Origin of the sequence: Mesorhizobium sp. LCM 4577 (genome assembly GCF_001854795.2) — a bacterium.
GTDB classification, from domain to species: Bacteria; Pseudomonadota; Alphaproteobacteria; order Rhizobiales; family Rhizobiaceae; genus Mesorhizobium; species Mesorhizobium plurifarium.
In genome coordinates this window covers 251,635-277,715 of the sequence record NZ_MDDU01000055.1, presented here as the reverse complement: position 1 = coordinate 277,715, position 26,081 = coordinate 251,635, and the positions used below count along the sequence as shown (strand labels likewise).

The following is a 26,081-nucleotide window of genomic DNA, read 5'->3' as shown; positions in this document are numbered from 1 at the left end:
CCATCCATGCTGGCCTCCTGCCCAGCATCAAGGTTGAATCAGATCATCGCTGATTTGGGAATCCCACGACTCCCATAAATCTCATCCGGCTCTAATGAAGATAAATCTATGGTGAGGACCGTTGTCCTGCTCAACGTCGACTGAGGGAGGCTTACCGCTTCAGCGCCAGCCCGATGGCGATGAAGCTCCAACCCTGGAACACAAGGTCGATCGCCAGGAATATGCCAAGCACCCAGAGGCTGTTCACCGGCCAGCCCATGGCGATCATCAGGCCGAGCAGAATGGTGATGATGCCGGCCGCGAGCAGCCATCCCCAGCCTTGCTGCGGCCGGTGACTGAAGGCCACCCAGGACCGCAAAAGCCCGGAAGCGACAAGCGCGATGGCCAACAGCAGCGTCAGCACCGCCGAGGCGAGCAGCGGATTGTCGAAGGCGAAGAAGCCGGCGACGGCGTAGAGCAGGCCGCTCAACAGCCAGTAGAAGAAACGCCCCCACGTCTTGACCCCGAAGGCATGGATGATCTCGATGATGCCGGCCATCAGCATCAGCCAGCCGACGACATAGACCGAGGCGACGGTGGCGATGAACAAATTGCCGAAAGCGATGCCGCCGAAGATCAGCAGCAACACGCCAAGCGCCACGAACCATCCCCACTTGTCCCGCGTCTGGCCGATCGCGTCCCTGAGAGCGTCGCTTGGCAGAGTCATGGTTTCATCTCCCTCGAAATTCACCGCCGATCGTGCGGCGAAAGGAAGCTAAACTGAATGGCAATGGCCGTCCAGCAACGCGGGACCGGGCCGTGGGCGGCCGGTTGTCCATGACCTCCGCCGCGGCCGCGCTGTGATGCCGCTGCACGCGGACCAGGGCGGCCGGATCYGAGTATCGCGCCATGCTCGTGAGATCGACGACAGGTCGCATCCGCTGGGTCGCATCAGTTCGGCCGCGCGATCATCCTGCGCCAGGCCAGTCGAGGTCCGAGTGCGAGCGTCCTGAAAGAGGGGGCGCCGACAGCCGCGAGCAACAGCAGCTTGCACGTGACGGCGATGGGTATGCCCGCGGTTCGCAACAGCAACTCGATGTCGCGTCTTTCCAGTCTTGAGACGCCGGCCCCCGTGGCGGCGCGCCATGCCAGAAAACCTGCGATGGCCTGCGCGGGTCGGCCGTTCGCGTCGAACGGCTCGCCGCGATAGYGGCGCAACAGCGCCGACTGCCTGGCCAATGCCGCGGCCGCCTTTTGCTGGTCCTGCTTCACGCGCGATACTTGTCCCGGATGCGATCTCAGCTTTACGAGYGGGATTGCCATATTGGCCAGTTTTCCCGTCTCGGAAAGCCGCAGCCATAGATCATAGTCTTCGGCATAGGTGAACGCGTGGCGGTAGCCTCCCGCGCGCCGGACGGCCTCGGTCCGGAACATCACCGTCGGGTGAAGCATGGGATTGTATCTGGCGAGCGCTTCCCGCAATGGGTCGTTGCCGGTAGGCACGCCGATCGGCCTCAACAGCTTCCCGTCCCGGTCGATCTGCAACCCCGCCGTACCGAGCAGCTGCAAATCGGCATCCGCTTCGAAACACGCCACCTGCAGGCGCAACCTGTCGGGCAGCGAGACATCGTCGCAATCCATGCGCGCCACAAGAGGGGCCCGCGCGAGTGCAATCCCCATGTTCAGCGCATCGACGATCCCCTTGCCGCTGTTGGCGACAACTCTGACCCGGCCGTCACAGTCGCCGATCGACGTCGCGATCGCGGCGCTGTCATCGCAAGATCCATCGTCGACGACGATGACTTCGATATCCGTCAGATCCTGGTCCAGGATGCTTTGCAGGGCCTCGCCGACATATTGCGCACCGTCTTTCACTGGAATGATCACGCTTACTGTCGGCAATGGAATGGCCCTTGCGATGACCGGCCGGATCGAACGGCCGTTGAATTGCCGGATATCGGCAGCCTGGTTTCAGAATTCCAATTCCAAAGTTCCGACATCTGTCGACTGTCAATTTTCTTGTCTGGCCGATCCGAGCGAGATCTCGATGGCCGGGGCGAGCAGCCTAAGGACCGCTTCGCGCTTTTTCGCCTTCAGCGACAGGTCGCCGTCGAGGCCGACTTCATGAAGCCAGCTTCCCCGCCATTCGCAATAGGCCTGCCTGAGCTCAATCCCGGGCAAGGCGGCGAATGCGGTTATCGGCCGTTGCGGCACCGTGTTCGGGTCCACATGCCGATAGAGCACCTCCCAATTGGCTCCGCCGGTGTCGAGGCCGGCGAACCAGTCGAGCCCGAAATCGAGAGGCTCTCGGCCGACGGCGTCGAAGCGAAAGAAACAATAGCCGGCCCACAAAAACCATCGCGCGCCGGCCCAGCGCAGGTCGCCGTAAAAAGCCGTGGCTTCAAGAGGTTCGAAGGGGTCGCATGGCTGCGTCGGGAAAAGGTCCTGGTCGAGGAATCCGAATGCGGCCGGTGCGGCAGGCTCAAGCACATTGCGCCACATCCAGTTGAGCGCCGCGCCGTGCGACCGGCTCGGGTTTTTCACAGTCCACGGATTGGCCGGCAGCCTGACATAGGCGGCGCCACGGTTCGCGCAAACCCGCCTGTTCTCGTCCGCGGAAGCATCGCTGACGCTGTTGTCGGCGACGATGTGGAGATCGTGGCGGACAAGTCCTTCCGTCAGCCGCAATTGCAGGTCCAGGCACCGAGGATCGTCGAAGGCAACAGTAAGCAGGACATGGCGGCCGCGGGCGGCATCGCGGATGGCCGGGACATCGTCACCCTCGACCGGTTGGTGCACGAACCTCTGGTCGATTCTCCGGTAACGGGCAGTCTTGATGGCGTGCAGCAGCGGCTGCAGCCTCAGCCATTGCCGCCATTCATATTCGCGCAGGGCCTTTGGCACGGTATGGCGGCTTTCAGTCGAACCCGGCCTGGCAATCGCGATCGACCGGGGGAATCTGCATGAACGCACGCTCCAACTGATTTTTGGAAAAAGCTCGAACGCGAAAGCATCCGAGTCTCTTGATAACTGGTTATATACAGCATATTCGTGTTTTCAACACGACCGACATTTGAGCGCCCGCTGTGTTTGTTTGAATGGGGAAGTCTGGGGCGCACCCGGAGTCTCTCTCCGTCAATCTTGGGGGGTAGGGCGGCGCTCCGGAAAATGTGATGAGAATCTGCTGTGCAATCTCTGCCCTGTTTATGAACGGGGGTCTGCAGAGGGATTGTCTGAATATCAGCGACCGACTGATCGCGCGCGGTCATAATGTGACGATCCTGACGACCCGCCAGGTCGGTCATGTCGAGAGTTCGGCGACGATAAAAGTCCATCCGGCACGGGTTCTCTCCAATCCGGGCACGGAATATGCGCTGGGAAGGACCGTGCTGGCGGCCAGGCGCGACTTCGACTGTGTGGTCGGTTTCAACAAGATGGCCGGCCTGGACATCTACTATGCCGGCGACCCGCCTTATTTTGCCTCGAAGCTCGGATGGTGGCGGCCGTTTTCGCCTCGCTTCATTCGCCAGCAGAATCTCGAATCGATGATCTTTGCCCCCGGCAACGCCGTGCAGATCATTTCGCTCAGCGAAAAGCAGGCGGCGCTTTACCGCGACTTCTGGCGAACTGAGGAATCCCGCATTCACGTCGTCGGGCCGACGCTCGATCCGAGACGCTGCAGACCGGAACTGCAAGCCGGCGACCGCAATGAGATCCGCGATCGCTTTGAGCTGCCTCGCGAAGCGGTCATTGCCTTGAGCATCGCCAACAAATCGAAGGTGAAAGGTCTCGATCGGGCGGTAAAGGCCCTTCAGCCGTTCCCGGGGGTACATTGGCTGGTCGCCGGTTTTCGAAAGGGCAGTGAGGAAGAAATCCGGCTTCGCGGCCTGATCGCCAAATCCGGGATGTCGGATCGGGTCACGCTGCTGGGCATCCAGGAAGATATCCCGGCGATCGTGGTTGCGAGCGACTTCATGCTGCACGCGGCGCGCCTGGAAAATACCGGCACGGTGATCCTCGAGGCGCTCGCGAACGGCCTGCCGGTCATCGCCTCGGACGCCTGCGGATATGCAAAATATGTCGAAGCCAGCGGGGCGGGACTGGTCGTGGCCAATCGCGACGATCCCCAAATCTGGCGGCGAGCGGTCCAGAAGGCCGGCGACCCGGCGGTCCGCGCGCAATGGCATCAGGCGGCCCTTGCCTACGGAGCGTCAAACCCGCTTACCGGCGGACTGGAAGCAGCCTGCGATCTGATAGAGAGCTTGCGCCGCAACCGGCGTGTTGGCTAAGGCATGTCCCGAAAGTGGGAACCGGTTCCGGGATAAAGACATGCGCAAAATCAAAAACCTAAAGCGCATGGAGCGAATCTGAAAGATCGCGACGCGCTTTAGTTGGCCTGTCTGTTCCGATGTTACGATTTTAAGTCAAATTTTACCGAACGCACGGCATGGCTTGAGCGTCGGCGGGTAGTGCTGCCGGCGCGTTTCGCGTAAGGGGTGACGATGCGTATTGTCGGGAAGATTCCTCTGGCTGTCGCCTTGGGCCTGGTCACCGCGCCTGCCGCGCAGGCGGGGGAGGGCAGCTGGATTTCCGGCGACTGGTATCTGACATTGGGCGCCACCGGCCTCGTCGCGCCGAATTTCGAGGGCGGCAAGAAATATATGTTCAGCGCCCAGCCGATCATATCGCTCGGCAAGGTCGGTCCCGAGGCGCGCTTCACCTCGCGCAACGACAACATCTCGCTGGCGCTGATCGATGACGGTTCCGTTCGCGCCGGCTTGACCGGCAAGTTCATATTCTCGCGCGATAGCAAGGACGAACTGAAAGGCCTCGATCCGGTGCGCTGGGGCGGCGAGGTGGGCGGCTTCTTCGAATTCTATCCGCTGGATTGGGTAAGGGCGAGGGCGGAGCTCAGGCACGGCATTCGCGCCCATAACGGCTTTGTCGCGGACATCGCTGCGGACGCCTTCTACGACATCACGCCGACGGTGCGCATTTCCGGCGGCCCGCGCGTCTCCTTCGCCTCGTCCAACTATTTCGACGCCTACTACGGCGTCAACGCCAAGGAAGCGGTTGCTTCGGGCTTGAGCGAGTACCATCCGGGCGGCGGGCTTAGGTCGACGGGCCTCGGCGGCGCGATCACCTGGAAGGTGACCGAGCCGATGACGGCAAGCGTTTTCACCGAATACTCGCGCCTGATGGGGCCGGCTGCCGATTCCAGCCTGGTCAAGGAACGGGGCGACCGCAACCAGTGGACCTTCGGTGTCTCGACCACTTACCGCTTCAATTTCACGATGTAGGTCGTGAAAGCGGCTTCATGCCTTGAAATCCGCGCTTTATTCCTGTCGCGCCATCCGCTAAAAGCCACGCCATGACGAGCTTTTCGCGCCTTTTCGCGATCGCGATACGAATTACGGGCCCGGTGTTCCGGGCGGCCTGAGCGCCGCTGGAGCCGCCGGGAATTTTCGCGCGCGCCCCTCGCGTTTTTCATGAACATCAACGCATATCGCCCGAAGGTGGCTTCGGTTTTGGGAAAACGATATGCGTCGAAGCAAGACTTGAACGCCCGGCTTTTGTCGTCGGGTACCTTGAGATGGCAGATCAATGACCGATACCGTTGAGACGATCGACTATTCCAAAACGCTTTATTTGCCGCAGACGGATTTCCCGATGCGAGCCGGCTTGCCCGAGAAGGAGCCTGGCCTGGTCAAGCGCTGGCAGGACATGGACCTTTACAAAAAGCTGCGCGAGGAGGCCGCCGGCCGCGAGAAATTCGTGCTGCATGACGGCCCGCCCTACGCCAACGGCAACATCCATATCGGCCATGCGCTGAACAAGATCCTCAAGGATGTCATCAACCGCTCCTTCCAGATGCGCGGCTACGACGCCAACTACGTGCCGGRCTGGGACTGCCACGGCCTGCCGATCGAATGGAAGATCGAGGAGCAATACCGCGCCAAAGGCAAGAACAAGGACGAAGTGCCGGTCAACGAGTTCCGCAGGGAATGCCGCGACTTCGCCGCCAACTGGATCAAGGTGCAAGGCTCAGAGTTCCAGCGCCTTGGCGTCATCGGCGATTTCGACAATCCCTATACGACGATGGCCTACCACGCCGAGTCGCGCATCGCCGGCGAGCTGCTGAAGTTCGCCATGTCCGGCCAGCTCTACCGCGGCTCGAAGCCCGTGATGTGGAGCGTGGTCGAGCGCACCGCGCTGGCCGAGGCCGAGGTTGAGTATCAGGATTACGAGAGCGACACGATCTGGGTGAAGTTCCCGGTCGCGAGCCTCGCCCAGCCGGTGGCCGGCGCCGCGCCGGCGCTGGATGGGGCCGCGCTCGATCTGGTCGAGGCGCATGTCGTCATCTGGACGACCACGCCCTGGACGATCCCCGGCAACCGCGCTGTGAGCTATTCGCCGCGCATCGCCTATGGCCTCTACGAGGTGACGGCGGCCGAGAACGCTTTCGGCCCGCAGCCCGGCGAGAAGCTGATCTTTGCCGATGCCTTGGCCGAGGAATGCGCAGCCAAGGCCAAGGTCACACTGAACCGGCTTCACAGCGTATCGGCGGAACAGCTTGGGAAGCTTACGCTTTCACATCCTTTCAAGGGCCTTGGCGGCGGCTATGAATTCCCGGTGCCGATGGTTGCCGGCGAGCACGTCACCGACGATGCCGGCACCGGCTTCGTGCACACCGCGCCCGGCCACGGCCGCGAGGACTTCGACGCCTGGATGGAGGCCGCGAGCGAGCTGAGGGCGCGCGGAGTCGATACCACGATCCCCTTCACCGTCGACGATGCGGGCTTCTTCACCAAGGACGCGCCGGGCTTCGGTCCGGAACGCGAGGGCGGGGCGGCGCGCGTCATCGACGACAACGGCAAGAAGGGCAACGCCAACCAGGCGGTCATCGACGAGCTGATCAAGCGCAACGCGCTCTTCGCGCGTGGCCGCCTGAAGCACAGCTATCCGCATTCCTGGCGCTCGAAGAAGCCGGTCATCTTCCGCAACACCCCGCAATGGTTCGTCTATATGGACAAGGACCTCGGTGACGGCACGACGCTGCGCAGCCGCGCGCTGAAGGCGATCGACGACACGCGCTTCGTGCCGGCGGCTGGCCAGAACCGTATCCGCGCCATGATCGAGGAGCGCCCCGACTGGGTGCTGTCGCGCCAGCGCGCCTGGGGCGTGCCGATCGCGGTCTTCGCCGACGAGGACGGCAATGTGCTGAAGGACGAGGCCGTCAACCAGCGCATCATGGACGCTTTCGAAAAGGAAGGCGCCGACGCCTGGTTCGCCGAGGGCGCCAAGGAACGCTTCCTCGGAAATCACGATGCGTCCAAATGGCATCAGGTGAGGGACATCCTGGACGTCTGGTTCGATTCCGGCTCGACGCATGTCTTCACGCTGGAAGACCGTCCGGACCTGAAATGGCCGGCCGACGTCTATCTCGAGGGCTCGGACCAGCATCGCGGCTGGTTCCATTCCTCGCTGCTCGAAAGCTGCGGCACAAGGGGCAGGGCGCCTTACGACACGGTCATCACCCATGGCTTCACCATGGACGAGGAAGGCCGCAAGATGTCGAAATCGCTCGGCAACACCGTCGTGCCGCAGGATGTCATCAAGCAGTCCGGCGCCGATATCCTCAGGCTCTGGGTGGTGACGACTGATTATTGGGAGGACCAGCGGCTCGGCAAGAACGTGCTGCAGACCAATATCGACGCCTACCGCAAGCTCAGGAACACGATCCGCTGGATGCTGGGCACGCTTGCCCATGACGACGGCCAGGATGTGCCGGTCGAGGCGATGCCGGAACTGGAGCGGCTGATGCTGCACCGGCTGTCCGAACTGGACGAGGTGGTGCGCCAGGGCTACGACGCCTTCGAGTTCAAGCGCATTACTCGTGCGTTGCTCGACTTCATGGTGGTGGAGCTTTCGGCCTTCTATTTCGACATTCGCAAGGATGCGCTGTACTGCGACGGGCCGTCGAGCCTGCGCCGCAGGGCGGCGGTCCAGGTGGTGCGTCACCTCTTCGAATGCCTGGTGAAGTGGCTCGCGCCGATGCTGCCCTTCACCACCGAGGAGGCTTGGCTCGACCGCCATCCGGAAGCCGTCTCGGTGCATCTCGATCAGTTCCCGGCGATCCCGCGGAACTGGCGCAACGAGGCGCTGGCCGAGAAATGGCGCAAGGTGAGGCAGGTGCGCCGCGTCGTCACCGGCGCGCTGGAAATCGCGCGCGCCGAGAAGCTGATTGGCTCCTCGTTGGAAGCCGTGCCGGTGGTCACCATCGACGATGCGGTGCTGGAAACGGCGATCGCCGATGTCGACATGGCCGAGATGGCGATCACCAGCGACCTCGTCATCAACCGCGGCAAGGCGCCGGAAGGCGCCTTCACGCTCGACGACGTCAAGGGCGTGGCGGTGGTGGTGGAGAAGGCCGAGGATCGCGGCTTGGTCAAATGCGCGCGCTCCTGGCGTTACACCGCCGATGTCGGGCAGGACGCGGAATTCCCTGATGTCTCGGCCCGCGACGCCGCCGTGCTGCATGAGCTGAAGGCGCTTGGGCGCCTGTAGACCTGTTCATAAGCCGGTGCACAAATGCCACGCCGGGCGGTCTCAAACCGCCCGTGCGTTGCCCTTAACAAGTGGTTGAGGTAAACACGCGACACTCCGGCAGACAAATTGTCGCCGGATTTCCATCGCAAGTGCGGGGAAGAAGGGGACCGTGCCGTTGGCCGGTGGCGACCGAAAGGCTGTTAGAGTGGGACTTTTTGGCATGACCGACAGAACGTTTGCGCGCGCCGCGCTGGTGGCGCCGCTTGTGGTATCGGCCATCGCTCTGTCGGGCTGCATGAGCTCGCCCACCTACGGAACCGACAAGACGGCGGCCGCGCAGCTCTTCGACGATGTTTCAGGCGCTGCCTCGATCACGCCGAAGCGCCGCACTCCGATCGATTACAAGCCGCGCCCCGACCTGGTGAAGCCTGCCCCGGGGCAAAAGGAAAGCCTGCCGCCGCCGCAGGAAAGCATCGAGACGGCGAGCGCCGATTGGCCCGAATCGCCGGAGGCGCGCCGCGCCCGCATCCGCGCCGACGCCACCGCGCACCAGAACGATCCGAACTACCAGCCGGAAGCGGTCGAGGACATCCAGACCGACCCCGAGGCGGTGAAGAAGGCGTTGGCCGAATCGGGCTCCAGCCATCCGCCGCGCTGGACGCCGGACGATTCCAACAGTGACGCCCGCAAGGCCGCGATTCAGCGCAACCTTGCCGAACAGAAGCAGGGCGACCCGACCGTTCGCAAATATCTGAGCGAGCCGCCGCTCGCCTATCGCCAGGCTGCCACGACGGCGCCGCAGAACGAGCTTGGCGAGGACGAGTACAAGAAGGAGCGCCGCCTCAAGGCGCAGGCGGAAGGCAAGAAGAGCGGTGGCTGGTTCGACTGGCTGGGTCTGTAGCGAATAGATAGCTACCCACTACTCACTGCTCGCCAAATTTTTCACCATTCACCGCCATTCCGTTTCTCGCGAAAGAAATCCTTGAGGATGAGGGCGGCGTCGCTCTCGCCGAGCCCGGGATAGATGTCCGGCGTGTGGTGGCAGGTGGGCGAGGCGAAGAAGCGCACGCCGTTGATCACCGCGCCGCCTTTTTCGTCGGCAGCGCCGAAATAGAGCCGCCGCAGCCGGGCGAAGGAGATCGCGCCGGCGCACATCGTGCATGGCTCCAGCGTCACATAGAGGTCGTGGCCCGTCAGCCGCTCGCTGGTGAGCTTCCGGCAGGCCTCGCGGATCGCCAGCATCTCGGCATGCGCGGTCGGGTCAGAGAGTTCACGCGTACGGTTGCCGGCTTTTGCGACCAGGGTGCTGCCGCTGGCGATAACAGCGCCGACCGGCACTTCGCCGCGGCTCGCCGCCGCCTTGGCCTCTTCGAGCGCCAAGGCCATGAAATCCGGTCGTTTCAAGCGGTTTCCATTCCGATTACTTCTCGCCACCCGAGAGTGATCCTGTTATCTAGCGCGAGACCTTGAAAACCGGAATCGGTTTTTGTCGCGCGACTGGATGCGCAAAATCAAGAATGACACTGCCTGCGTTGGGCGTCCGAAAGGGCGCGCGGCGCCGTAGCAGGCGAAGACGAGCAAAGTAATGGACGACGACAAGAAATCTTCACGCGGACCGCGCAAGAGCGGCTCGAAACCGGCCGGCCAGCGCGGCGGCAAGCCGGGTTTCGGCGCCAAGAAGCCGTTCGCCAAGCGTGAGCGGCCGATGGCCGCCGAAGGCGGGCGCGACTTCAAGCGCTACGAGCCGCGTGAGACGGGCGAGGGAGCGGAGCGAGGCGACAGGCCTTTCCGCAAAGGCCCGCGCCCGGAAGGCAAGCCGTACACGCCGCGCGGCGACCGGCCGATGGCCGGCGAAGGCGAGCGCCGCGATTTCAAGCGCAGCTACAAGCCGGGTGAACTGAACGAAGGCGGGGAGCGTGGCGACAGGCCGTTCCGCAAAGGTTCGCCGCGCGACGGCGCGCCCTTCGAGAAGCGTGAGGGCCGTGAGCCCTACACAGCGCGTGGCGACCGGCCAGCGGCCGCCGAAGGCGAGCGGGGCGAGCGCCGTTTCGACCGCCCCAAGCGCGAGTTCGGCGATCGTCCCAAACGCGATTTCGCCGACCGGCCGAAACGGGACTTCAGCGATCGTCCACGCGGAGCCGGCGGAAAACCGGAAGGCGGCTTCAAGCCACGACCGCGTCCCTCGGAAGCCATGCCGGAGAGCGGTGAGCGCATCGCCAAGCGGCTGGCGCGCGCCGGCATCGCCTCGCGCCGCGACGCCGAGGAACTGGTCGCGGCGGGCCGCGTCAAGGTCAACGGCAAGGTGCTGGACTCGCCCGCCTTCAATGTCAGCGCCAACGACGTCATCCATCTCGACGGCACCGAGATTCCGCCCATCGAGCGCACGCGTCTCTTCCTGTTCCATAAGCCGGCGGGCGTCGTCACCACCAACCGCGATCCGGAAGGCCGCAAGACCGTCTTCGACGTGCTGCCATCCGACCTGCCGCGGCTGATGACCATCGGCCGGCTCGACATCAACACCGAGGGCTTGCTGCTTTTGACCAATGACGGCGGCCTGTCGCGCGTGCTCGAGCTACCGGCCACCGGTTGGTTGCGGCGCTACCGCGCGCGCGTCCACGGCAAGGTCGAGGAGAGCGCGCTTGCCGGCCTGCGCGACGGTATTGCCGTCGACGGCGTCTTCTACGGCTCGATCGAGGCCTCGCTCGACCGCGAGCAGGGAACCAATGCCTGGCTGACGCTCGGCTTGCGCGAAGGCAAGAACCGCGAGGTGAAGAACATCCTCGGCGCGCTTGGCCTCGAGGTGACGCGGCTGATCCGCATCTCCTACGGGCCGTTCCAACTCGAGGATCTGCCGGAAGGCCATGTGCTCGAGATCAAGGGCCGCGTGCTGCGCGAACAGCTCGGCGAGCGGCTGATCGAGGAATCCGGCGCCAATTTCGATGCCGAGATCCAGAAGCCGTTTTCCAACAAACCGGTGCGCGGCAGCGGTCCGCGCCGCGAAGAAGCTGATAGGCCGAAATTCACGCGTGACAGCCCCCGCCTACCGATCGGCGAGGGCGGCCTGATCAAGGCGCGCAAGCGCCGCGAAGGCAGCCGCGACGAGGCGCTGAGCAAGCTTTCGACAAAACCGGATAGGGCGTTTGGCGAGCGCGGCGGCTTCGGGGATAAGCCGCGCGGCGGTTTCGGCGACAAGCCCCGCTTAGGCGGTAAGAAATCCTCACGCGAGCAGCGGCCGATCGACCCGCCGGGCCAGCGCAAGGCCAATGTCTGGATGGCGCCGGGCGCCAGGCCGATCGGCAAGGGCAGGGCGGAGGCCGATGCCGCCAGGGTCGCCGAGGCGAAGGCGCGCAAGGCGTCCTACAAGCCGGGCGGCAAGGGTAAGTCAGGCGCAAAGCCGTTCGGCAAGCCGCGCGGCGAGCGGCCTGAAGGCGATGGCGGTCATAGGCCGCGCGGTCCGAAGAGGGGCGGCGATGCGGATCGTCGGCGGTGAGTTCCGCGGGCGTCCGCTAGCGACGCCGAAAAGCAATGCCATCCGCCCGACCACCGATCGCACCCGCGAGGCGGTGTTCAACGTCCTGGCGCATCGCTACGCAGAAAAGCTCGAAGGCGGCCGCGTGCTCGATCTCTTCGCCGGCACGGGCGCGCTCGGGCTCGAGGCGCTGTCACGCCACGCCTCCTACTGCCTCTTCATCGAGGAATCGACTGAGGGGCGAGGTCTGATCCGCGAGAATGTCGAGGCCTATGGCCTCACCGGCCGCACCAAGATCTTCCGCCGCGACGCCACGCATCTCGGCGAAGCCGGCACGATCTCGCCCTTCGGGCTGGTCTTTRCCGATCCGCCCTATGGCAAAGGGCTCGGCGAGCGCGCGCTGCGCTCGGCCAAGGCCGGCGGCTGGCTTCTGCCTGGCGCGCTCTGCGTCGTTGAGGAGGCTGCCTCGGCGCCGTTCGAACCGGGCGCCGGTTTTTCCGTCATGGACGAGCGCAGTTACGGCGAAACGGTCATCCGCTTCATCGAAGCCAACTAGCCTCGCCTCGAAAATGCCGAACAATTCACTTTGCCTCGCCGGCGAACCTTGCCTATCGTCGCGCAACCGGAACCGGAGATCTTGATGACACCAACGGGGATTGGGCTGCGAGCGGCGCTTCTTGTCGGCACGCTGGCGCTCGCCGCGGCTCCGGCTCGCGCTGCCGACGACGGCGAGGTCAAGGATTTCCTGCTCGACAACGGTATGGAGGTGGTCGTCATCCCCGACCACCGCGCCCCGATCGTCACGCATATGGTCTGGTACAAGATCGGCAGCGCCGACGAGCCGCCCGGCAAATCCGGCATCGCGCATTTCTTCGAGCACCTGATGTTCAAGGCCACGACCAACCATGCCGCCGGCGAGTTCGACCGCGCCGTGTCCGAGATCGGCGGCTCCAACAACGCCTTCACCTCCTACGACTACACCGCCTTCCACGAGACGGTGCCACCCTCGGCGCTCGAACAGATGATGGGTTTCGAGGCCGATCGCATGCGCAACCTGATCCTGACCGACGACGTCATCAAGACCGAGCGCGACGTGATCCTCGAGGAGCGCCGCTCGCGCATCGACAGCAATCCTCAGGCGGTGCTCGACGAGGAGGTCGACGCGACTCTCTGGCAGAACCAGCCATACCGCATTCCGGTGATCGGTTGGATGCAGGAGATGGAAGAATTGAACCGTCCGGACGCGACAGCCTTCTACAACGCGTACTACCGGCCGAACAACGCCGTGCTGGTGGTGGCGGGCGACGTCGATCCCGACGCGGTGAAGGCAATGGCCGAAAGGACCTACGGCAAAGTCGCCCGCGGCCCGGACCTCAGGCCGCGCATCCGCCCCGTCGAGCCCGAGCAGAACACGAAGCGCACGGTGACGCTGACCGACGCGCGCGTCTCTGTGCCGAACTTTTCGACGCAATGGGTCGTGCCGTCCTATCACACGGCCAGGCCCGGCGAAGCCGAGGCGCTCGACCTGCTTGCCGAGATTCTCGGCGGTGACAACCGCAGCAGGCTGTACCAGCAACTCGTCGTCAAGCAGGGTATCGCTTCCGAGACCGGCGCCTACTTCCAAGGCACCATGCTCGACGCCACCAACTTCACCGTCTATGGCGCCCCGCGCGGCGACGCCAGGCTTGCCGATGTCGAGGCGGCGGTCGATGCCGAGATCGCCCGCATCGTCAAGGACGGCGTGAGCGACGATGAGCTGGAGCGGGCCAAGACCCGCTATGTGCGCTCGATGATCTTTGCGCGCGACAAGCAGGACGACATGGTCAACATGTATGGCTCGACGCTTGCCACCGGCGGCAACGTCAAGGACGTCCAGGAATGGCCGGACCGCATCCGCAAGGTAACTGCCGATGAGGTCAAGGCGGTGGCGGCCCGGTACCTGGTGCTCGATCGCTCCACCACCGGCTATCTCTTGCCGCAGCAGCAGGCGGGGAATTGATGATGAGTATGGGACATGCCAGCAACTTCCCTTCTCCCCTTGTGGGAGAAGGTGGATCGGCGCGCAGCGCCGAGACGGATGAGGGGTGCTCCAGGGAACGCAACGTCTCACTTCGCTGGAACACTCCTCATCCGTCGCCTTCGGCGACACCTTCTCCCACAAGGGGAGAAGGTAAAATCTACCGCGCCGTCGTCACCCTTTGCTTCGCCCTGTTCTTCCTGCTTTTGCCGGTGCTTGCCGCGCACGCCGAGATGAACATCCAGGAGGTGAAGTCGAAGAAGGGCGTCACCGCCTGGCTGGTGGAAGACCATTCGATCCCGCTGATTGCGATCCGTTTCGTCTTCGACGGCGGCACGGCGCAGGACCCTGCCGGCAAGGAGGGCCTGGTCAACCTGATGACCGGCCTGTTCGACGAGGGCGCCGGCGACCTCGACAGCGAGGCCTTTCAACTGAAGCTCGACGATGCCGGCGCCGAGATGAGTTTTCAGGCGGCGCGCGATGGCACCTACGGCTCGATGCGCWTGCTGTCCGACCAGAAGGACGAGGCGTTCGGCCTGCTGAAGCTGGCGGTGAACAGCCCGCGCTTCGATCAGGCGCCGATCGACCGCATCCGCGCCCAGATACTGTCCGGCATCCTCGCCAATGAGCGGGACCCAAATACGATCGGCCAGCAGCGCTGGCTGCGCGCGATCTATGGCCAGCACCCTTATGCGCGGCCGGACGAAGGCAACAAAGACAGCCTCGCCACCATCACCGCCGACGACCTCAGGGCCTTCCACAAGGCGAATTTCGCCCGCGGCGGACTGCATGTGACGGTGGTGGGCGATATCGACGCCGCCACGTTGAGCGGCAGGCTTGACGAGGTGTTCGGCGACCTGCCGGACAAGCAGGCGCTGGCGCCGGTTGCCGACATCAAGCCCAGGCTCGGCCAGCAGCTCGAAGTGAATTACGACTTGCCGCAGACCTCCCTGCAGCTTGCCTGGCCGGGCGTGAAGCGCAGCGATCCCGATTTTTACGCCGCCGTGCTGATGAACGAGATTCTCGGCGGCTCGACATTCACCTCGCGCCTTTACGAGCAGGTGCGCGAGAAGCGCGGCCTTGCCTATAGCGTCAGCTCCGCTCTCGTCGATCACGAGCATTCCAACGCGCTGCTGGTGACGACGGCGACGCGTTCCGACCGCGCGGCCCAAACGCTTTCGATCGTGCGCCAGGTGGTGAAGGACATGGCCGAGAACGGCCCCACCGAGGAGGAGCTCGCGGCGACCAAGAAATACATGATCGGCGCCTACGCCATCAACAATCTGGATTCTTCCAGCTCCATCGCCGCGACGCTGGTGGAGCTGCAACTCGACAATCTCGGCATCGATTACATCAAGCGGCGCGCGGCTCTCATCAACGCGGTGACGCTGGCCGACGTCAAGGCGGCGGCGAAGAAGCTCCTGTCGACCGACCCCGCGGTGATGGTGATCGGGCCGCCGCTGGTGCTGGTTGCGGGAGGCGGCAAGGGATGAGCCCGACCTTCGGGGTGGCCTTCGGCGGCGGCGGCGCGCGCGGTCTTGCGCATATCCATATCATCGAGGCTCTCGACGAGCTTGGCATCAAGCCGGCGGCGATTGCCGGCTCGTCGATCGGCGCCATCATGGGCGCCGGCATGGCGTCGGGCATGAAGGGTGTTGAGATCCACGATTATGCCCGATCGATCCTCGGCAGCCGGGCCGAAGTGGCGGCGCGCATGTGGCGCTCGCGGCCGGGCACGATCGCGGAGGCCATGCAGGGCGGCATCCGCGTCAGCCAGTTCAACGTCGAGCGCATTCTCAAGGCTTTCCTGCCGGAGGCGATCCCGCAGACTTTCGAGGCGCTGAAGATCCCGCTCAAGGTGACGGCGACCGATTATTTCGGTCACAGCCTTGCGGTGTTCACCGAAGGCGACCTGCATTCGGCGCTTGCCGCTTCGGCGGCCATCCCGGCGGTCTTCCGTCCGGTGACGCGCGAGGGTCGAGTGCTGATCGATGGCGGCATCTACAATCCCGTGCCTTTCGACCTCATCGAGAAGGACGCCGACATCATCATCGCCATCGATGTCGTCGGCGCGCCGAGCGAGGCCGAGCGCAGGCATCCGACCACCGTCGACCTGATGTATGGCGCCACGCAGCTGATGATGCAGTCGATCATCGCCAACAAGCTCAGGCAGCACCCGCCGGACATTCTGATCCGGCCGAATGTCTCGAAATACCGCGTGCTCGAATTCCTCAAGATCGAGACGCTGATGGCTGAGACGGTCGAGATCAAGGACGAATTGAAGCGCGCCGTCGAGAAGGCCGTGGACGCGCATGGCGGCAGGCGGGGCAAGAAGGTGGTCTGAAAGCCTCGGCGATCGCCGTCGTTTGTGGAGTGGGAGCGACCGAAGCCCGGCGCCTGAGGTCTGATGTGAGCGGCGCAAAGGTCCCTGGTAAAATAAGACTTAATATAGCGCCAAGTATTCTTTACGCTGATTGGCCGTATTTGCGCATAAGTTTGACTTTTGTCATTAACTCTTCATGGAATTGCCCGTTGACGCACGCTGCGGTAGAGTTAATAATATGCTAATATAGAGTAGCGTGAAAAGAACCCGCGACCGGCAACAACGAGTACCACGCTACTGGGGCAGGGGATACGCAGCGCGGCATAAACAGCCGCTTTAGCCGCTACCGTCGAGCCGCCAGCCGTCGTGAGCCGCTTTGTGTTCGCTGCTCGCCGGCCGGGGCCGTTGGTTGCGGCTTGTCGGACGCTACGCCGATCCTCCTCCCGCACGGAATTCAGGCGCTGATCTCAGCGCTTTTTGGCATGGGGTAACTCGCCGCCTTGCGCGGCCAAAAGGGCGCTGCGGCGCAACGGGAGTTGAATATGGCCGATACCATAGTTGATCTGACTAGTGGAACGACCTAGGAGACATTGACCGACGGCACGATTTTTGCGGCCGAGCAGCAAGGTGACTCGGGCACCGGCAACTACGATACGTTCCTTGTGCTCGGCGCGAAGGGCACGGAAAGCGGATTCAACACCGATGGCACTCCGCTGCCATTGGATGACGGCCAACAGGAGCACACCAACGCGCTTCTGCTGAGCGACATGCAAGTCGTGACCGTGGATGGCCACAACTATTACGTTTTCAAGCTCGACGCCAATGAGCCGAACAGCCCTTCGGGGGCGTTGCTTTCGCTCAACTCGCTGCAGATTTACTCCGCGTCGGATCCAGATATTGCCAGCCTTTCGACGCTCCAGAGCCAGCAACTGCTCTACGACATAGATGGAAATGCTACCGACGGTGACGTTACCGTTCAGTTGAATGCCGGCAAAGACGCGCCAGCCGGCAGCGGACAAGGGGATCTGTTCGTCTATATCCCGACCAGCTACTTCGCCGGGGCGACCGGTGACTATGTCTATCTCTATTCGGCATTCGGTAGCCCCAGCGATTCGGACGGCGGCTTTGAGGAGTGGGGCGTCATCACCAAAGACAGCGTCGACCACGCCCCAGCGGTCGCGATCGAGAAGACTGCCGACCCAACCTCGATCAACGAAGGCTCGGCCACCGATGTCACCTACACCTACAAGGTAACAAATACGAGCGCGGATGGAGCCGCCGATCCACTGACGCTGACCTCACTGATCGACGACAATGCAACGCCCGGTATTGACGATGACATTAACCTGCTGGATGGCTTCTCGGTCGCCGGCAAGACCTATGGCTCGCACTATGTAAGTGGCGACGCCGATGGCGACTACCTTGTCGACAGTAACGAGACCTGGATATTTACGGCGGACGTCAATATTGGCGCCCACAATGCGGGCGACAGCATCACCAACACCGTTGTGGTGAACGCCCAGGATGACGAGGGCACCGCCGCGCCGCCGGCAAGCGACACCGCGACCGTGACGGTGAAGGACGTCGCGCCGTCGGTCGCTATCGAGAAGACCGTCGATCCGATCGAGATCAACGAGGGCGAGGAAAAGACCGTCACCTACACCTACAAGGTGACGAACACGAGCGCCGCTGGTGCCTTTGACCCGCTGACCCTGACCTCGCTGGTCGACGACAATGYCACGCCTGGCGACCCCAGCGACGACATCAATCTTCTCAACACCAGCTACRCCGGCGACAGCAACCACAATGGGCTGCTCGATTTCGGCGAGACCTGGACCTTCACGGCCAACGTCGACATCAGCGCCCATAATGCAGGCACCATCACCAACACCGTTGTGGTGAACGCCCAGGATGACGAGGGCACCGCCGCGCCGCCGGCAAGCGACACCGCGACCGTGACGGTGAAGGACGTCGCGCCGTCGGTCGCTATCGAGAAGACCGTCGATCCGATCGAGATCAACGAGGGCGAGGAAAAGACCGTCACCTACACCTACAAGGTGACGAACACGAGCGCCGCTGGTGCCTTTGACCCGCTGACCCTGACCTCGCTGGTCGACGACAATGYCACGCCTGGCGACCCCAGCGACGACATCAATCTTCTCAACACCAGCTACGCCGGCGACAGCAACCACAATGGGCTGCTCGATTTCGGCGAGACCTGGACCTTCACGGCCAAYGTCGACATCAGCGCCCATAATGCAGGCACCATCACCAACACCGYTGTGGTGAACGCCCAGGATGACGAGGGCACCGCCGCGCCGCCGGCAAGCGACGACGCGACCGTAACGGTGAAGGACGTCGCGCCGTCGGTCGCCATCGAGAAGACCGTCGATGCAGATCATGATGGCATCTTCCATTCTTCGGAGACGGTCCAGTCGGGAGCGCAGAACGTCACCTATCACTATGAGATAACCAACACGAGCGCAGCCGGCGCGTTCGATCCGCTAACGTTGACCTCACTGATCGACGACAATGGGACGGCGAATACAGGCGACGATATCAACCTGTTGGATGGCTTCTCGGTCGCCGGGCAGAGTTACGGCTCGCACTATGTGAGTGGCGACTCCAACGGCAACTATCTCGTCGATAGTGATGAGACCTGGGTTTTCACAGCAGATAGCTCGTTCAACTTGCTTCCCAACGCCGATTCCCGAACCAACACGGTCGTAGTGCATGCCCATGACGACGACAGCACCAATGACGTGTCCGCCCATGATACAGCGACGGTCCAATCATTCGCAGGTCCCGGCGTGCGCACGCCGGGCTTCTGGACCAATCTCGGCAAGACTTTCTGGGATGGCGTTGACGGCGTCGGTAAAACAGGCCCGAACTTCGCCACCCACGAACTTCTGTATCAAGTCGATTCCAACAACGACGGAAACAAAAATGGTTCCGATAAAGCCGGCCTCTTGATCGGAGATTACAACCTTGATGGAAAGACGGGTCCGGGTGAGGACACGTTCTTCATCTCCTACGCCGATGCGCTCAAGGTGATCAACGCGTCGACCAAGGACCTGCAGGACACACGCTTCGTCCTTGCCCGCGATACGGTAGCCACCTGGCTCAATTATTTGGCCGGGAATCCGATCGGCGACGCCTCCACCGATCCCAACAGCCCTCAGAAATATCTCGACCAGGCGATCGACTGGCTGCAGGTTACGAATGGCGGGACATCTTCGTCTCATTTCGAGGCTTGGGGCGGTGGAATCGCGGTGAAGGCGAGCAGCGCAGCCTGGAACGTGGGGCTGGAGGACGAGAATGCCACTGCAGGGCCCGAGCTTGCCGGAAACCTGATCCATCAGGAACTCGATTTCTACAACAATACCGGCATGACTTTCGAAGGGGCGATACTGCATGTCTACGCCAATGACGGTGGCTGAGGCGGCGGTCGGCCTGTCGAGTCATGATGTGCGACTGGCAGGCTGGATGACCGGAGTCTTTTGTTCAGTGTCGCTTCGACAATGGTAGCCAAGGCAGCATCTGGTTCAGCGCAGGCAAAGGTAAGGTTCATCGGCCTGATCCTTGTTGCTTGCGCTCTGCTGCTCCTTTTTGGCGGCGCCGGCTGGCTTTCGCCAGGCCTGCCCCGATCGTTAGGGGAGACGCTCGTTGGCGTGGCGATGGTGGGCTTCGGCGGCTTGGCTTTGTTTCGGGCGCGCCGGCCCGCGCCGGACAGCAGCATCGGTGATGTCGCCAGGCCAACCAATGCGGCGATGGGCGGCAAGCGGCCGGCAAAGCCGGTAGGCCGGCGAGCGCAATCTGCGCGCTCCGAGCTCGCCGACGCCCTTCGCTCCTGCCGATCGGCTTTCCTCGCGGTAGGGGTGTTCAGCGGCGTGCTCAATGTGTTGATGCTTGCCGGCTCGCTTTACATGCTCGAGGTCTATGACCGCGTGTTGCCAAGCCGAAGCCTGCCGACACTCGTCGGCATCACCATGTTGTTGGTCATCCTCTATTGCGGCCAAGGCATTCTCGATTTCGTGCGCGGTCGGGTACTCGTGCGCATCGGCGGGGCCTTGGACGAAGCGCTGGGCCGCCGTGTCTATACGTCGATGCTGCAGTTGCCGCTGAAAAACGGGCGCGGGGGCGATAGCCTGCAGCCGATGCGCGACCTCGACAGCGTGCGGGCTTTCCTGTCCGGCATGGGGCCGACGGCGCTTTTCGATTTGCCTTGGCTGCCGCTCTATCTTGTCATCATCTTCATGTTCCACTGGTTGCTTGGCGTGACAGCGCTGCTTGGGGCCATCGTGTTGGTGGCTCTGACCGTGGTTGCCGAGCGATTGACGCGAAAGCCTGTATCGTCCGGAACTTTGACCGGTATTCGGCGCAATGGGCTGATCTCGGCTGGAAGCCGCAACGCCGAGGTCGTTGCCGCAATGGGCATGACTGGCGGGCTCGCCGCTCGGTGGGAAAATGCCAACCTTGAATACGTTGCAGAGCAACGCAAGGTGAGCGATGTGGCCGGCGGCTTCGGCGCAATATCGAAGGTTCTGCGAATGCTGCTGCAGTCCTCTATGCTCGGCCTCGGTGCTTGGCTGGTCATCGAGGGGCAGGCGACGGCGGGTATCATCATCACCGCCTCGATCCTCAGCGGCCGCGCGCTGGCTCCGGTCGATCTTGCGATTGCCAATTGGAAGGGCTTCGTCACCGCGCGCCAGGGCTGGCAGCGGCTGAATAGGGTGCTGGCGGCGCTGCCGGCTGAAACCGAGCCGATGTTGCTGCCGCCGCCCAGTGCGAATGTCGGCATGCAAAACGTCTCGGTCGGCGCCCCGGGCACGCAGAGACTGCTAGTTCACGACGCAAACTTCGCTCTGGAGGCAGGCCACGGCGTCGGCATCATCGGACCGAGCGGGTCGGGAAAGTCTACGCTGGTGCGCGCGCTTGTCGGAGCCTGGTTTCCGGTCGCCGGGCGCATCAAGCTGGACGGCGCTGACCTCGATCAATGGTCTCAGGCGGAGCGCGGCCGCCACATCGGATATCTGCCCCAGGATGTCGAACTCTTTGCCGGGACGGTGGCGGAGAACATCGCTCGCTTTGAACCTGACGCCGATGCCGGCGCGATCATCGCCGCGGCGAAGGCAGCGGGCGCGCATGACCTCATCGTCGGTTTTCGCGAGGGCTACGAAACCGAGATCGGCGACCACGGCGAAGCGCTCTCGGCCGGCCAGCGCCAGCGCATCGCGCTGGCCCGCGCGCTCTATCGCGATCCTTTCCTCGTGGTGYTGGACGAGCCGAATTCCAATCTCGACATGGACGGCGAGCAGGCGCTGATCAAAGCGATGTTGGGTGTCCGCGAGCGAGGCGGGGTTGTCGTCATCGTCGCGCATCGGCCGAACGTGCTGACAGCCGTTGATTTCGTGCTGGCCATGAACCAGGGGCGTGTCCATGCCTTCGGCCCGAAGGAGGAGGTTTTCGCCAAGATGTTCCCGACGCTGCGGCCGGTGCCGGCCGGCGGTCCGCAACTGAGAGTGGCTTCGGAAGGCCCTCATCTTGCTGTAGCCGACGGAACCGAGGCGGGACGCTGACATGGCCACGCCTGGTGTCTCCCATTTATCCATCCGCTTCTACACGCGACTTGGCGTCGGTGTCGTGCTACTGCTTGCCGGCGGTGTCGGCGGCTGGGCTTCGGCCACCGAGATTGCCGGCGCGGTCATCGCCCCCGGCACGCTCGTCGTCGATTCCCACGTCAAGGACGTGCAGCATTCGACCGGTGGCATTGTCGCTGAGATTGACGCCCGCGACGGTGATCGCGTGAAAGCCGGTGACCTTCTGCTGCGCCTCGACCGCACCATGCCAGCGGCCAATCTCGGTGTGGTGAATAAGGCGCTCGACCAGCTTTCCGCGCGCAAGGCCCGGCTCGAATCGGAGCGTCGGGGAAGCGACGCCATCATCTTTCCGAACGAACTCTTGGACCGGAGCGCCGATCCCGACGTCGCCGAGGCGATTGCCGGCGAAAAGCAGCATTTCGAGACGCGGCGCACGTCCCGCGCCGGCCAGAAAAGCCAGCTCGGTGAACGCATCGCTCAACTTGAGAAGGAGATCGCGGGCAACACGGCGCAAGCGGAGGCAAAGAGCAAGGAAATCGAGCTTGTGCAGAAGGAGCTCGCTTCGGTGCGAACGCTTTGGGCCAAGAAGCTCATCTCTATCGACCGGCTGACACAGACCGAGCGAGAGGCCACGCGCCTCGACGGCGAGCGTGGCCAGCTTATCGCGGCCCAGGCGCAGGCGCAGGGGCGGATCGCCGAGATCAAGCTGCAGATCATCCAGATCGATCTCGATCTCAGCACCGAGGTGAACAAGGATCTGCGTGACGTTGACGGTCAGATGGGCGAGCTTCTGGAGCGTAAGGTCGCCGCCGAGGACCAGTTGAAGCGGGTCGATATTCGCGCCCCGCAAGATGGTGTGGTTCAGCAGTCGATCGCCTACACGATCGGCGGCGTGGTGACACCGGGCCAGACGATCATGCAGGTCGTGCCCGACAATGACAGCCTTGCCGTGGAAGCCAGGATCGCGCCGAGCGACATCGACCAGCTGTGGGTCGGCCAACCTGCCTCGCTGCGCTTCTCGGCCTTCAACCAACGCACGACGCCGCAGATTAACGGCGTGGTTGAGCGGACCTCGCCCGACATAACCACGGACCAGCGCACGGGCGTCAGCTATTACACGGTGCGCATCACGACGACCGCCGCGGAGGTCGCGCGGCTCGGCGAGGTCAAGCTGGTTCCCGGCATGCCGGTGGAATCCTTCATCAAGACCGAGGATCGTTCGGTGATGTCTTATCTGGTCAAGCCGCTGCAGGATCAGATCAGCCGGGCCTTCAGACAGTAAGAACCCTGAGCTTCAGCGAGCAGCGCCGATCCTTGCAGGGGCACACTTCGATTTCGGATCGCCGCCGTTCCGGCGACCCGTAAAAGAAAAGCCCGCCGAATGGCGGGCTTGCGGCTTTGGCTGGAGGCCTTTGCTTAGTTGAACTTGTACTTGGCGTCGATGCGCACGGTGTGGAAGGACGGGGTCGCCGTCGCGAGACCGCTCGGGATCGGGAATGCATCCGAGAAGTCTTCCTTTTCGAACTGCGAGTAGCGGTATTCGATGCCGACCGTCATCTTGTCCGACAGGGCCGTTTCCAGACCTGCGCCTACCGAGAAGCCGCTGGAGCCCCAGTCGACATCGAGCGGTGCCGGAGCATCGAGCTTGAAGTGCTGCCAGCTATAGCCTGCGAGCGCATAGGCCAGAGTGGCTTCGTTGACCTTCATGCCGATACGGCCGAGTACGTCGAAACCATAGTCGGCGTTGAGGCTAATCGAGTCGATACCGCCCAGGATGCCACCCAGATCAAGCTTCGACTTGATGCCGGAGAGACGCGCGTCGACCAGGCCGCCGACCACCCAACTGCCCATGTCCTGGTCGTAGCCGATGCTGGCCTCGCCGAACACGCCTTCGCCGCCGAGGCCGTTGAACTTGGCTCCGCCCAGTGGCGGAATCTCGATCTGATGCACGACCGCTCCGGCGCCGAGCCCACCGCCGACATAGAAGCCGGTCCAGTTGTAGGAAGGCGTCTCGAARCTGGCCGCCCCGCCGTCATTGGCGTTGAAGCGGTAGCTGGCAGCAACCTCGAAGGTATGGCGTGACGTATCGAGGTTGAGCGCACCGTCCGGAGCATTCAGCCCGGCATCCGAGAGCAAGCTGTCGTTGGTGCTGAAGCGCGTGTAGCGATACTCGCCCTTAAGAGTCCAGTTGCTGTTGATCGCCGTTTCGACACCTGCGCCGACGAAGTAGCCGCCCTGGTCCCAATCGAACCCGAAGCCGGCATTGGTGTCGAGCTTGTACTTCTGCCAGGCGTAGCCGCCCAGGACGTAGCCCAGCGTGCTCGGCGTCAGCAGGTAACCGGCGCGCACGCCGACGTCGAACCCATACGTTTCCTTGATGTCAGCGCTCAGCCCGGCAAGGTCAAGCGAAGTCTTGATCGTGCCGACATGCGCGTCGATCAAGCCACCGAGCAGGAAGCGCTGCGAGACCATATAGTCGTAGCCGACGGTCGCCTGGCCGAAGATGCCTTCGCCTCCGATGCCGTTAAGCGAAACGCCGGGCGCAAAATCGCTGCTGAGCTTGTGAACATTGGCGCCGGCGCCGACGCCGAAGCCGACATAGACGCCGCTCCAGTTGAAGCCGGGAGCCGCCTGCTCCTGGACGACGTCGGCGGCATGCGCAGCCGACATCAAAGCGACGGCCGAAACGGCGCCCAGCAGAACGGATTTCGCGGAAAGACGAAGAAACATAGCTCATAACCCCAAGTTAAAACCCGGCGATGTTCTAGCAAGGGTTGTTGAAATTTGTGGTGGCAGAAATGCCACACCGATAGGCAAACTACCGTAGCGGCAGGCGCAATTCCGGCGATGCACCCAGAAAAGGTCGGTGAGCCGCGGAAGGCCGGCACGGCTGGTCCGGCCACTTGCCTGACGCTGGACCAGTCGCAGGAAATGACCCTTGCGCGATGTCAGCCTTCAGTCTACTCTCCCTTTGAGAAAACCTTTTCCCAAGCCGCCGTTTCGATATCCGTCCCCCGGTCCGAATAAGCAGGCTCCTGTGAGAAAAGGTTTTCTCAATTTGGGAGGTCCTGCGCCGGAAATGGTTTCAGACGCCGAATCAGCGCCTGTCTTTGCCAAGCCGCCCGTCACCCTGCGCGAGGTGGCGGCGGCCGCCGGCGTCAGCGTGGCGACGGCGTCCAAGGCGCTGAACGGGCAGGGGCGCATGACGGCGGAGACGCGCGAGCGCATCCGCGAGACGGCGCGGCTGCTCGGCTTCCGGCCGAACAGCCTGGCGCAGAGCCTGCTCAGAAAACGCTCCTTCACCGTCGGGCTGCTCACCAACGATACCTATGGCCGCTTCTCGCTGCCGCTGATGGCCGGGGTTTCGGATGCGCTGGTCGACAAGGGCGTCTCGGTGTTCCTGTGCAATGTCGAGGACGATCAGCGGCTCGGCCAGCTGCATGTCGAGGCCATGCTCGACAAGCGCGTCGACGGCATCGTCGCCACGGGAAAACGCATCGACCGCCACCTGCCGGTCGATCTCTCCAATTTGCGCATCCCGGTCGTCTACGCCTTCACCCAGCCGGATCCCGGCGCGGTCGGCCTCGTCTCCGACGATGCCGGCGGCGCGCGGCTGGCGGTCGAGCATTTTTTGCGGCTCGGGCGCCGGCGCATCGCCCATGTCACCGGCCCGGCTGGCTTCGCGGTGGTGCATACGCGGGCCGAGGCCTGGCGCGGTGTCCTGAAGGAGAACGGCCTGACTACGAGCGAGCCGCTGCTCGGCGCCTGGTCGGAAGGCTGGGGGCACGAGGCAGTCGAGAAACTGTTCGGCAAGGCGGGCAGGGGAGGTCAGCCGGATGCCATCTTCTGCGGCAACGACCAGATCGCGCGCGGCGTCATCGATGCGCTGCGCGAGCGCGGCATCCGCGTGCCCGACGATGTCGGCGTCATCGGCTTCGATAATTGGGAGATCGTGGCCGAGGCGACGCGCCCGCCGCTCACCTCCGTCGACATGAACTTGGCGAGCCTCGGCCGCGAAGCCGGGCTGGCCCTGCTGTCGCTCGTCGACGGTCAGCCGGCCGCGCCGGGCATCAGGAAACTGCCGTGCCGGCTGGTGGTGCGTCAGTCATGCGGCAGTCCGCCAGGATGAAGCAACAAGGCCAC

At 63.4% G+C, this 26,081-nt stretch carries 18 protein-coding genes; 13 read left to right on the top strand and 5 right to left on the bottom strand.

The genetic code is table 11. From position 1 onward, the window contains the following. Window positions 1-151: 151 nt before the first annotated feature. From LCM4577_RS33125 to LCM4577_RS33115, 3 genes are all read right to left on the bottom strand, one after another. The gene (locus LCM4577_RS33125; RefSeq protein ID WP_041009665.1) at window positions 152-706 is read right to left on the bottom strand and encodes an HdeD family acid-resistance protein; all 555 of its coding nucleotides are present in this window, start codon (window positions 704-706) and stop codon (window positions 152-154) included. A gap of 224 nt (window positions 707-930) precedes the next feature. Continuing rightward, entirely contained in the window at window positions 931-1,866 is a 936-nt protein-coding gene (locus tag LCM4577_RS33120; protein WP_157900526.1) for a glycosyltransferase, read from the bottom strand. Between the two features lie 123 nt (window positions 1,867-1,989). Then, window positions 1,990-2,883, bottom strand: a complete 894-nt coding sequence (locus LCM4577_RS33115) for a hypothetical protein (RefSeq protein ID WP_071074841.1) — start codon at window positions 2,881-2,883, stop codon at window positions 1,990-1,992. Window positions 2,884-3,152: 269 nt separating this feature from the next. On the opposite strand from LCM4577_RS33115, the gene LCM4577_RS33110 reads away from it, so the two are divergent. The 4 genes from LCM4577_RS33110 (at window position 3,153) to LCM4577_RS33095 (ending at window position 9,430) form a co-directional block, all read left to right on the top strand. After that, a complete protein-coding gene (locus LCM4577_RS33110) occupies window positions 3,153-4,268 on the top strand; it encodes a glycosyltransferase family 4 protein (protein ID WP_071034484.1) in 1,116 nt (371 codons plus the stop codon). 213 nt (window positions 4,269-4,481) lie between these two features. Continuing rightward, window positions 4,482-5,279 carry a MipA/OmpV family protein gene (locus tag LCM4577_RS33105; RefSeq protein WP_041009670.1) on the top strand — a complete coding sequence of 266 codons (798 nt, stop codon included), beginning with the start codon at window positions 4,482-4,484 and terminating at the stop codon, window positions 5,277-5,279. 304 nt (window positions 5,280-5,583) lie between these two features. Continuing rightward, complete coding sequence (gene ileS / locus LCM4577_RS33100; protein WP_071074840.1) at window positions 5,584-8,547, top strand: isoleucine--tRNA ligase; 2,964 nt, start codon at window positions 5,584-5,586, stop codon at window positions 8,545-8,547. A gap of 202 nt (window positions 8,548-8,749) precedes the next feature. Further along, the gene (locus LCM4577_RS33095) at window positions 8,750-9,430 is read left to right on the top strand and encodes a hypothetical protein (protein ID WP_041009673.1); all 681 of its coding nucleotides are present in this window, start codon (window positions 8,750-8,752) and stop codon (window positions 9,428-9,430) included. Between the two features lie 41 nt (window positions 9,431-9,471). Here LCM4577_RS33095 and LCM4577_RS33090 read toward each other — a convergent pair whose 3' ends face one another. Further along, on the bottom strand, window positions 9,472-9,933 hold the full coding sequence (locus LCM4577_RS33090) for a nucleoside deaminase (RefSeq protein WP_071034491.1): 462 nt from the start codon (window positions 9,931-9,933) through the stop codon (window positions 9,472-9,474). Between the two features lie 181 nt (window positions 9,934-10,114). Between LCM4577_RS33090 and LCM4577_RS33085 the strand changes: the two genes are divergently transcribed. The 8 genes from LCM4577_RS33085 (at window position 10,115) to LCM4577_RS33050 (ending at window position 23,220) form a co-directional block, all read left to right on the top strand. Next, window positions 10,115-12,019: a pseudouridine synthase gene (locus LCM4577_RS33085; protein WP_071074839.1), complete on the top strand. Its 1,905-nt coding sequence runs from the start codon at window positions 10,115-10,117 to the stop codon at window positions 12,017-12,019. Beyond that, window positions 12,000-12,554, top strand: coding sequence for a 16S rRNA (guanine(966)-N(2))-methyltransferase RsmD (rsmD, locus tag LCM4577_RS33080; protein ID WP_071074838.1), 555 nt, complete (start codon window positions 12,000-12,002; stop codon window positions 12,552-12,554). Before LCM4577_RS33085 ends, rsmD begins: the two co-directional genes overlap by 20 nt. Before the next feature lie 84 nt (window positions 12,555-12,638). Beyond that, window positions 12,639-13,997, top strand: a complete 1,359-nt coding sequence (locus LCM4577_RS33075; protein WP_071074858.1) for a pitrilysin family protein — start codon at window positions 12,639-12,641, stop codon at window positions 13,995-13,997. A gap of 2 nt (window positions 13,998-13,999) precedes the next feature. Next, the gene (locus LCM4577_RS33070; RefSeq protein WP_244508497.1) at window positions 14,000-15,508 is read left to right on the top strand and encodes a pitrilysin family protein; all 1,509 of its coding nucleotides are present in this window, start codon (window positions 14,000-14,002) and stop codon (window positions 15,506-15,508) included. Further along, entirely contained in the window at window positions 15,505-16,359 is an 855-nt protein-coding gene (locus tag LCM4577_RS33065; protein WP_071034494.1) for a patatin-like phospholipase family protein, read from the top strand. The genes LCM4577_RS33070 and LCM4577_RS33065 overlap by 4 nt, the downstream gene beginning before the upstream one ends. Before the next feature lie 569 nt (window positions 16,360-16,928). Then, a complete protein-coding gene (locus tag LCM4577_RS33060) occupies window positions 16,929-19,778 on the top strand; it encodes a hypothetical protein (RefSeq protein WP_071074837.1) in 2,850 nt (949 codons plus the stop codon). Between the two features lie 330 nt (window positions 19,779-20,108). Beyond that, a complete protein-coding gene (locus tag LCM4577_RS33055) occupies window positions 20,109-21,917 on the top strand; it encodes a type I secretion system permease/ATPase (RefSeq protein WP_071074856.1) in 1,809 nt (602 codons plus the stop codon). Between the two features lies 1 nt (window position 21,918). After that, entirely contained in the window at window positions 21,919-23,220 is a 1,302-nt protein-coding gene (locus LCM4577_RS33050; protein ID WP_071034500.1) for an HlyD family type I secretion periplasmic adaptor subunit, read from the top strand. A gap of 134 nt (window positions 23,221-23,354) precedes the next feature. Here LCM4577_RS33050 and LCM4577_RS33045 read toward each other — a convergent pair whose 3' ends face one another. Continuing rightward, complete coding sequence (locus tag LCM4577_RS33045) at window positions 23,355-24,668, bottom strand: outer membrane protein (RefSeq protein ID WP_040986675.1); 1,314 nt, start codon at window positions 24,666-24,668, stop codon at window positions 23,355-23,357. A 349-nt stretch (window positions 24,669-25,017) separates the two neighbouring features. On the opposite strand from LCM4577_RS33045, the gene LCM4577_RS33040 reads away from it, so the two are divergent. Then, window positions 25,018-26,067: a LacI family DNA-binding transcriptional regulator gene (locus tag LCM4577_RS33040; protein WP_071074836.1), complete on the top strand. Its 1,050-nt coding sequence runs from the start codon at window positions 25,018-25,020 to the stop codon at window positions 26,065-26,067. Window positions 26,068-26,081 lie beyond the last annotated feature (14 nt).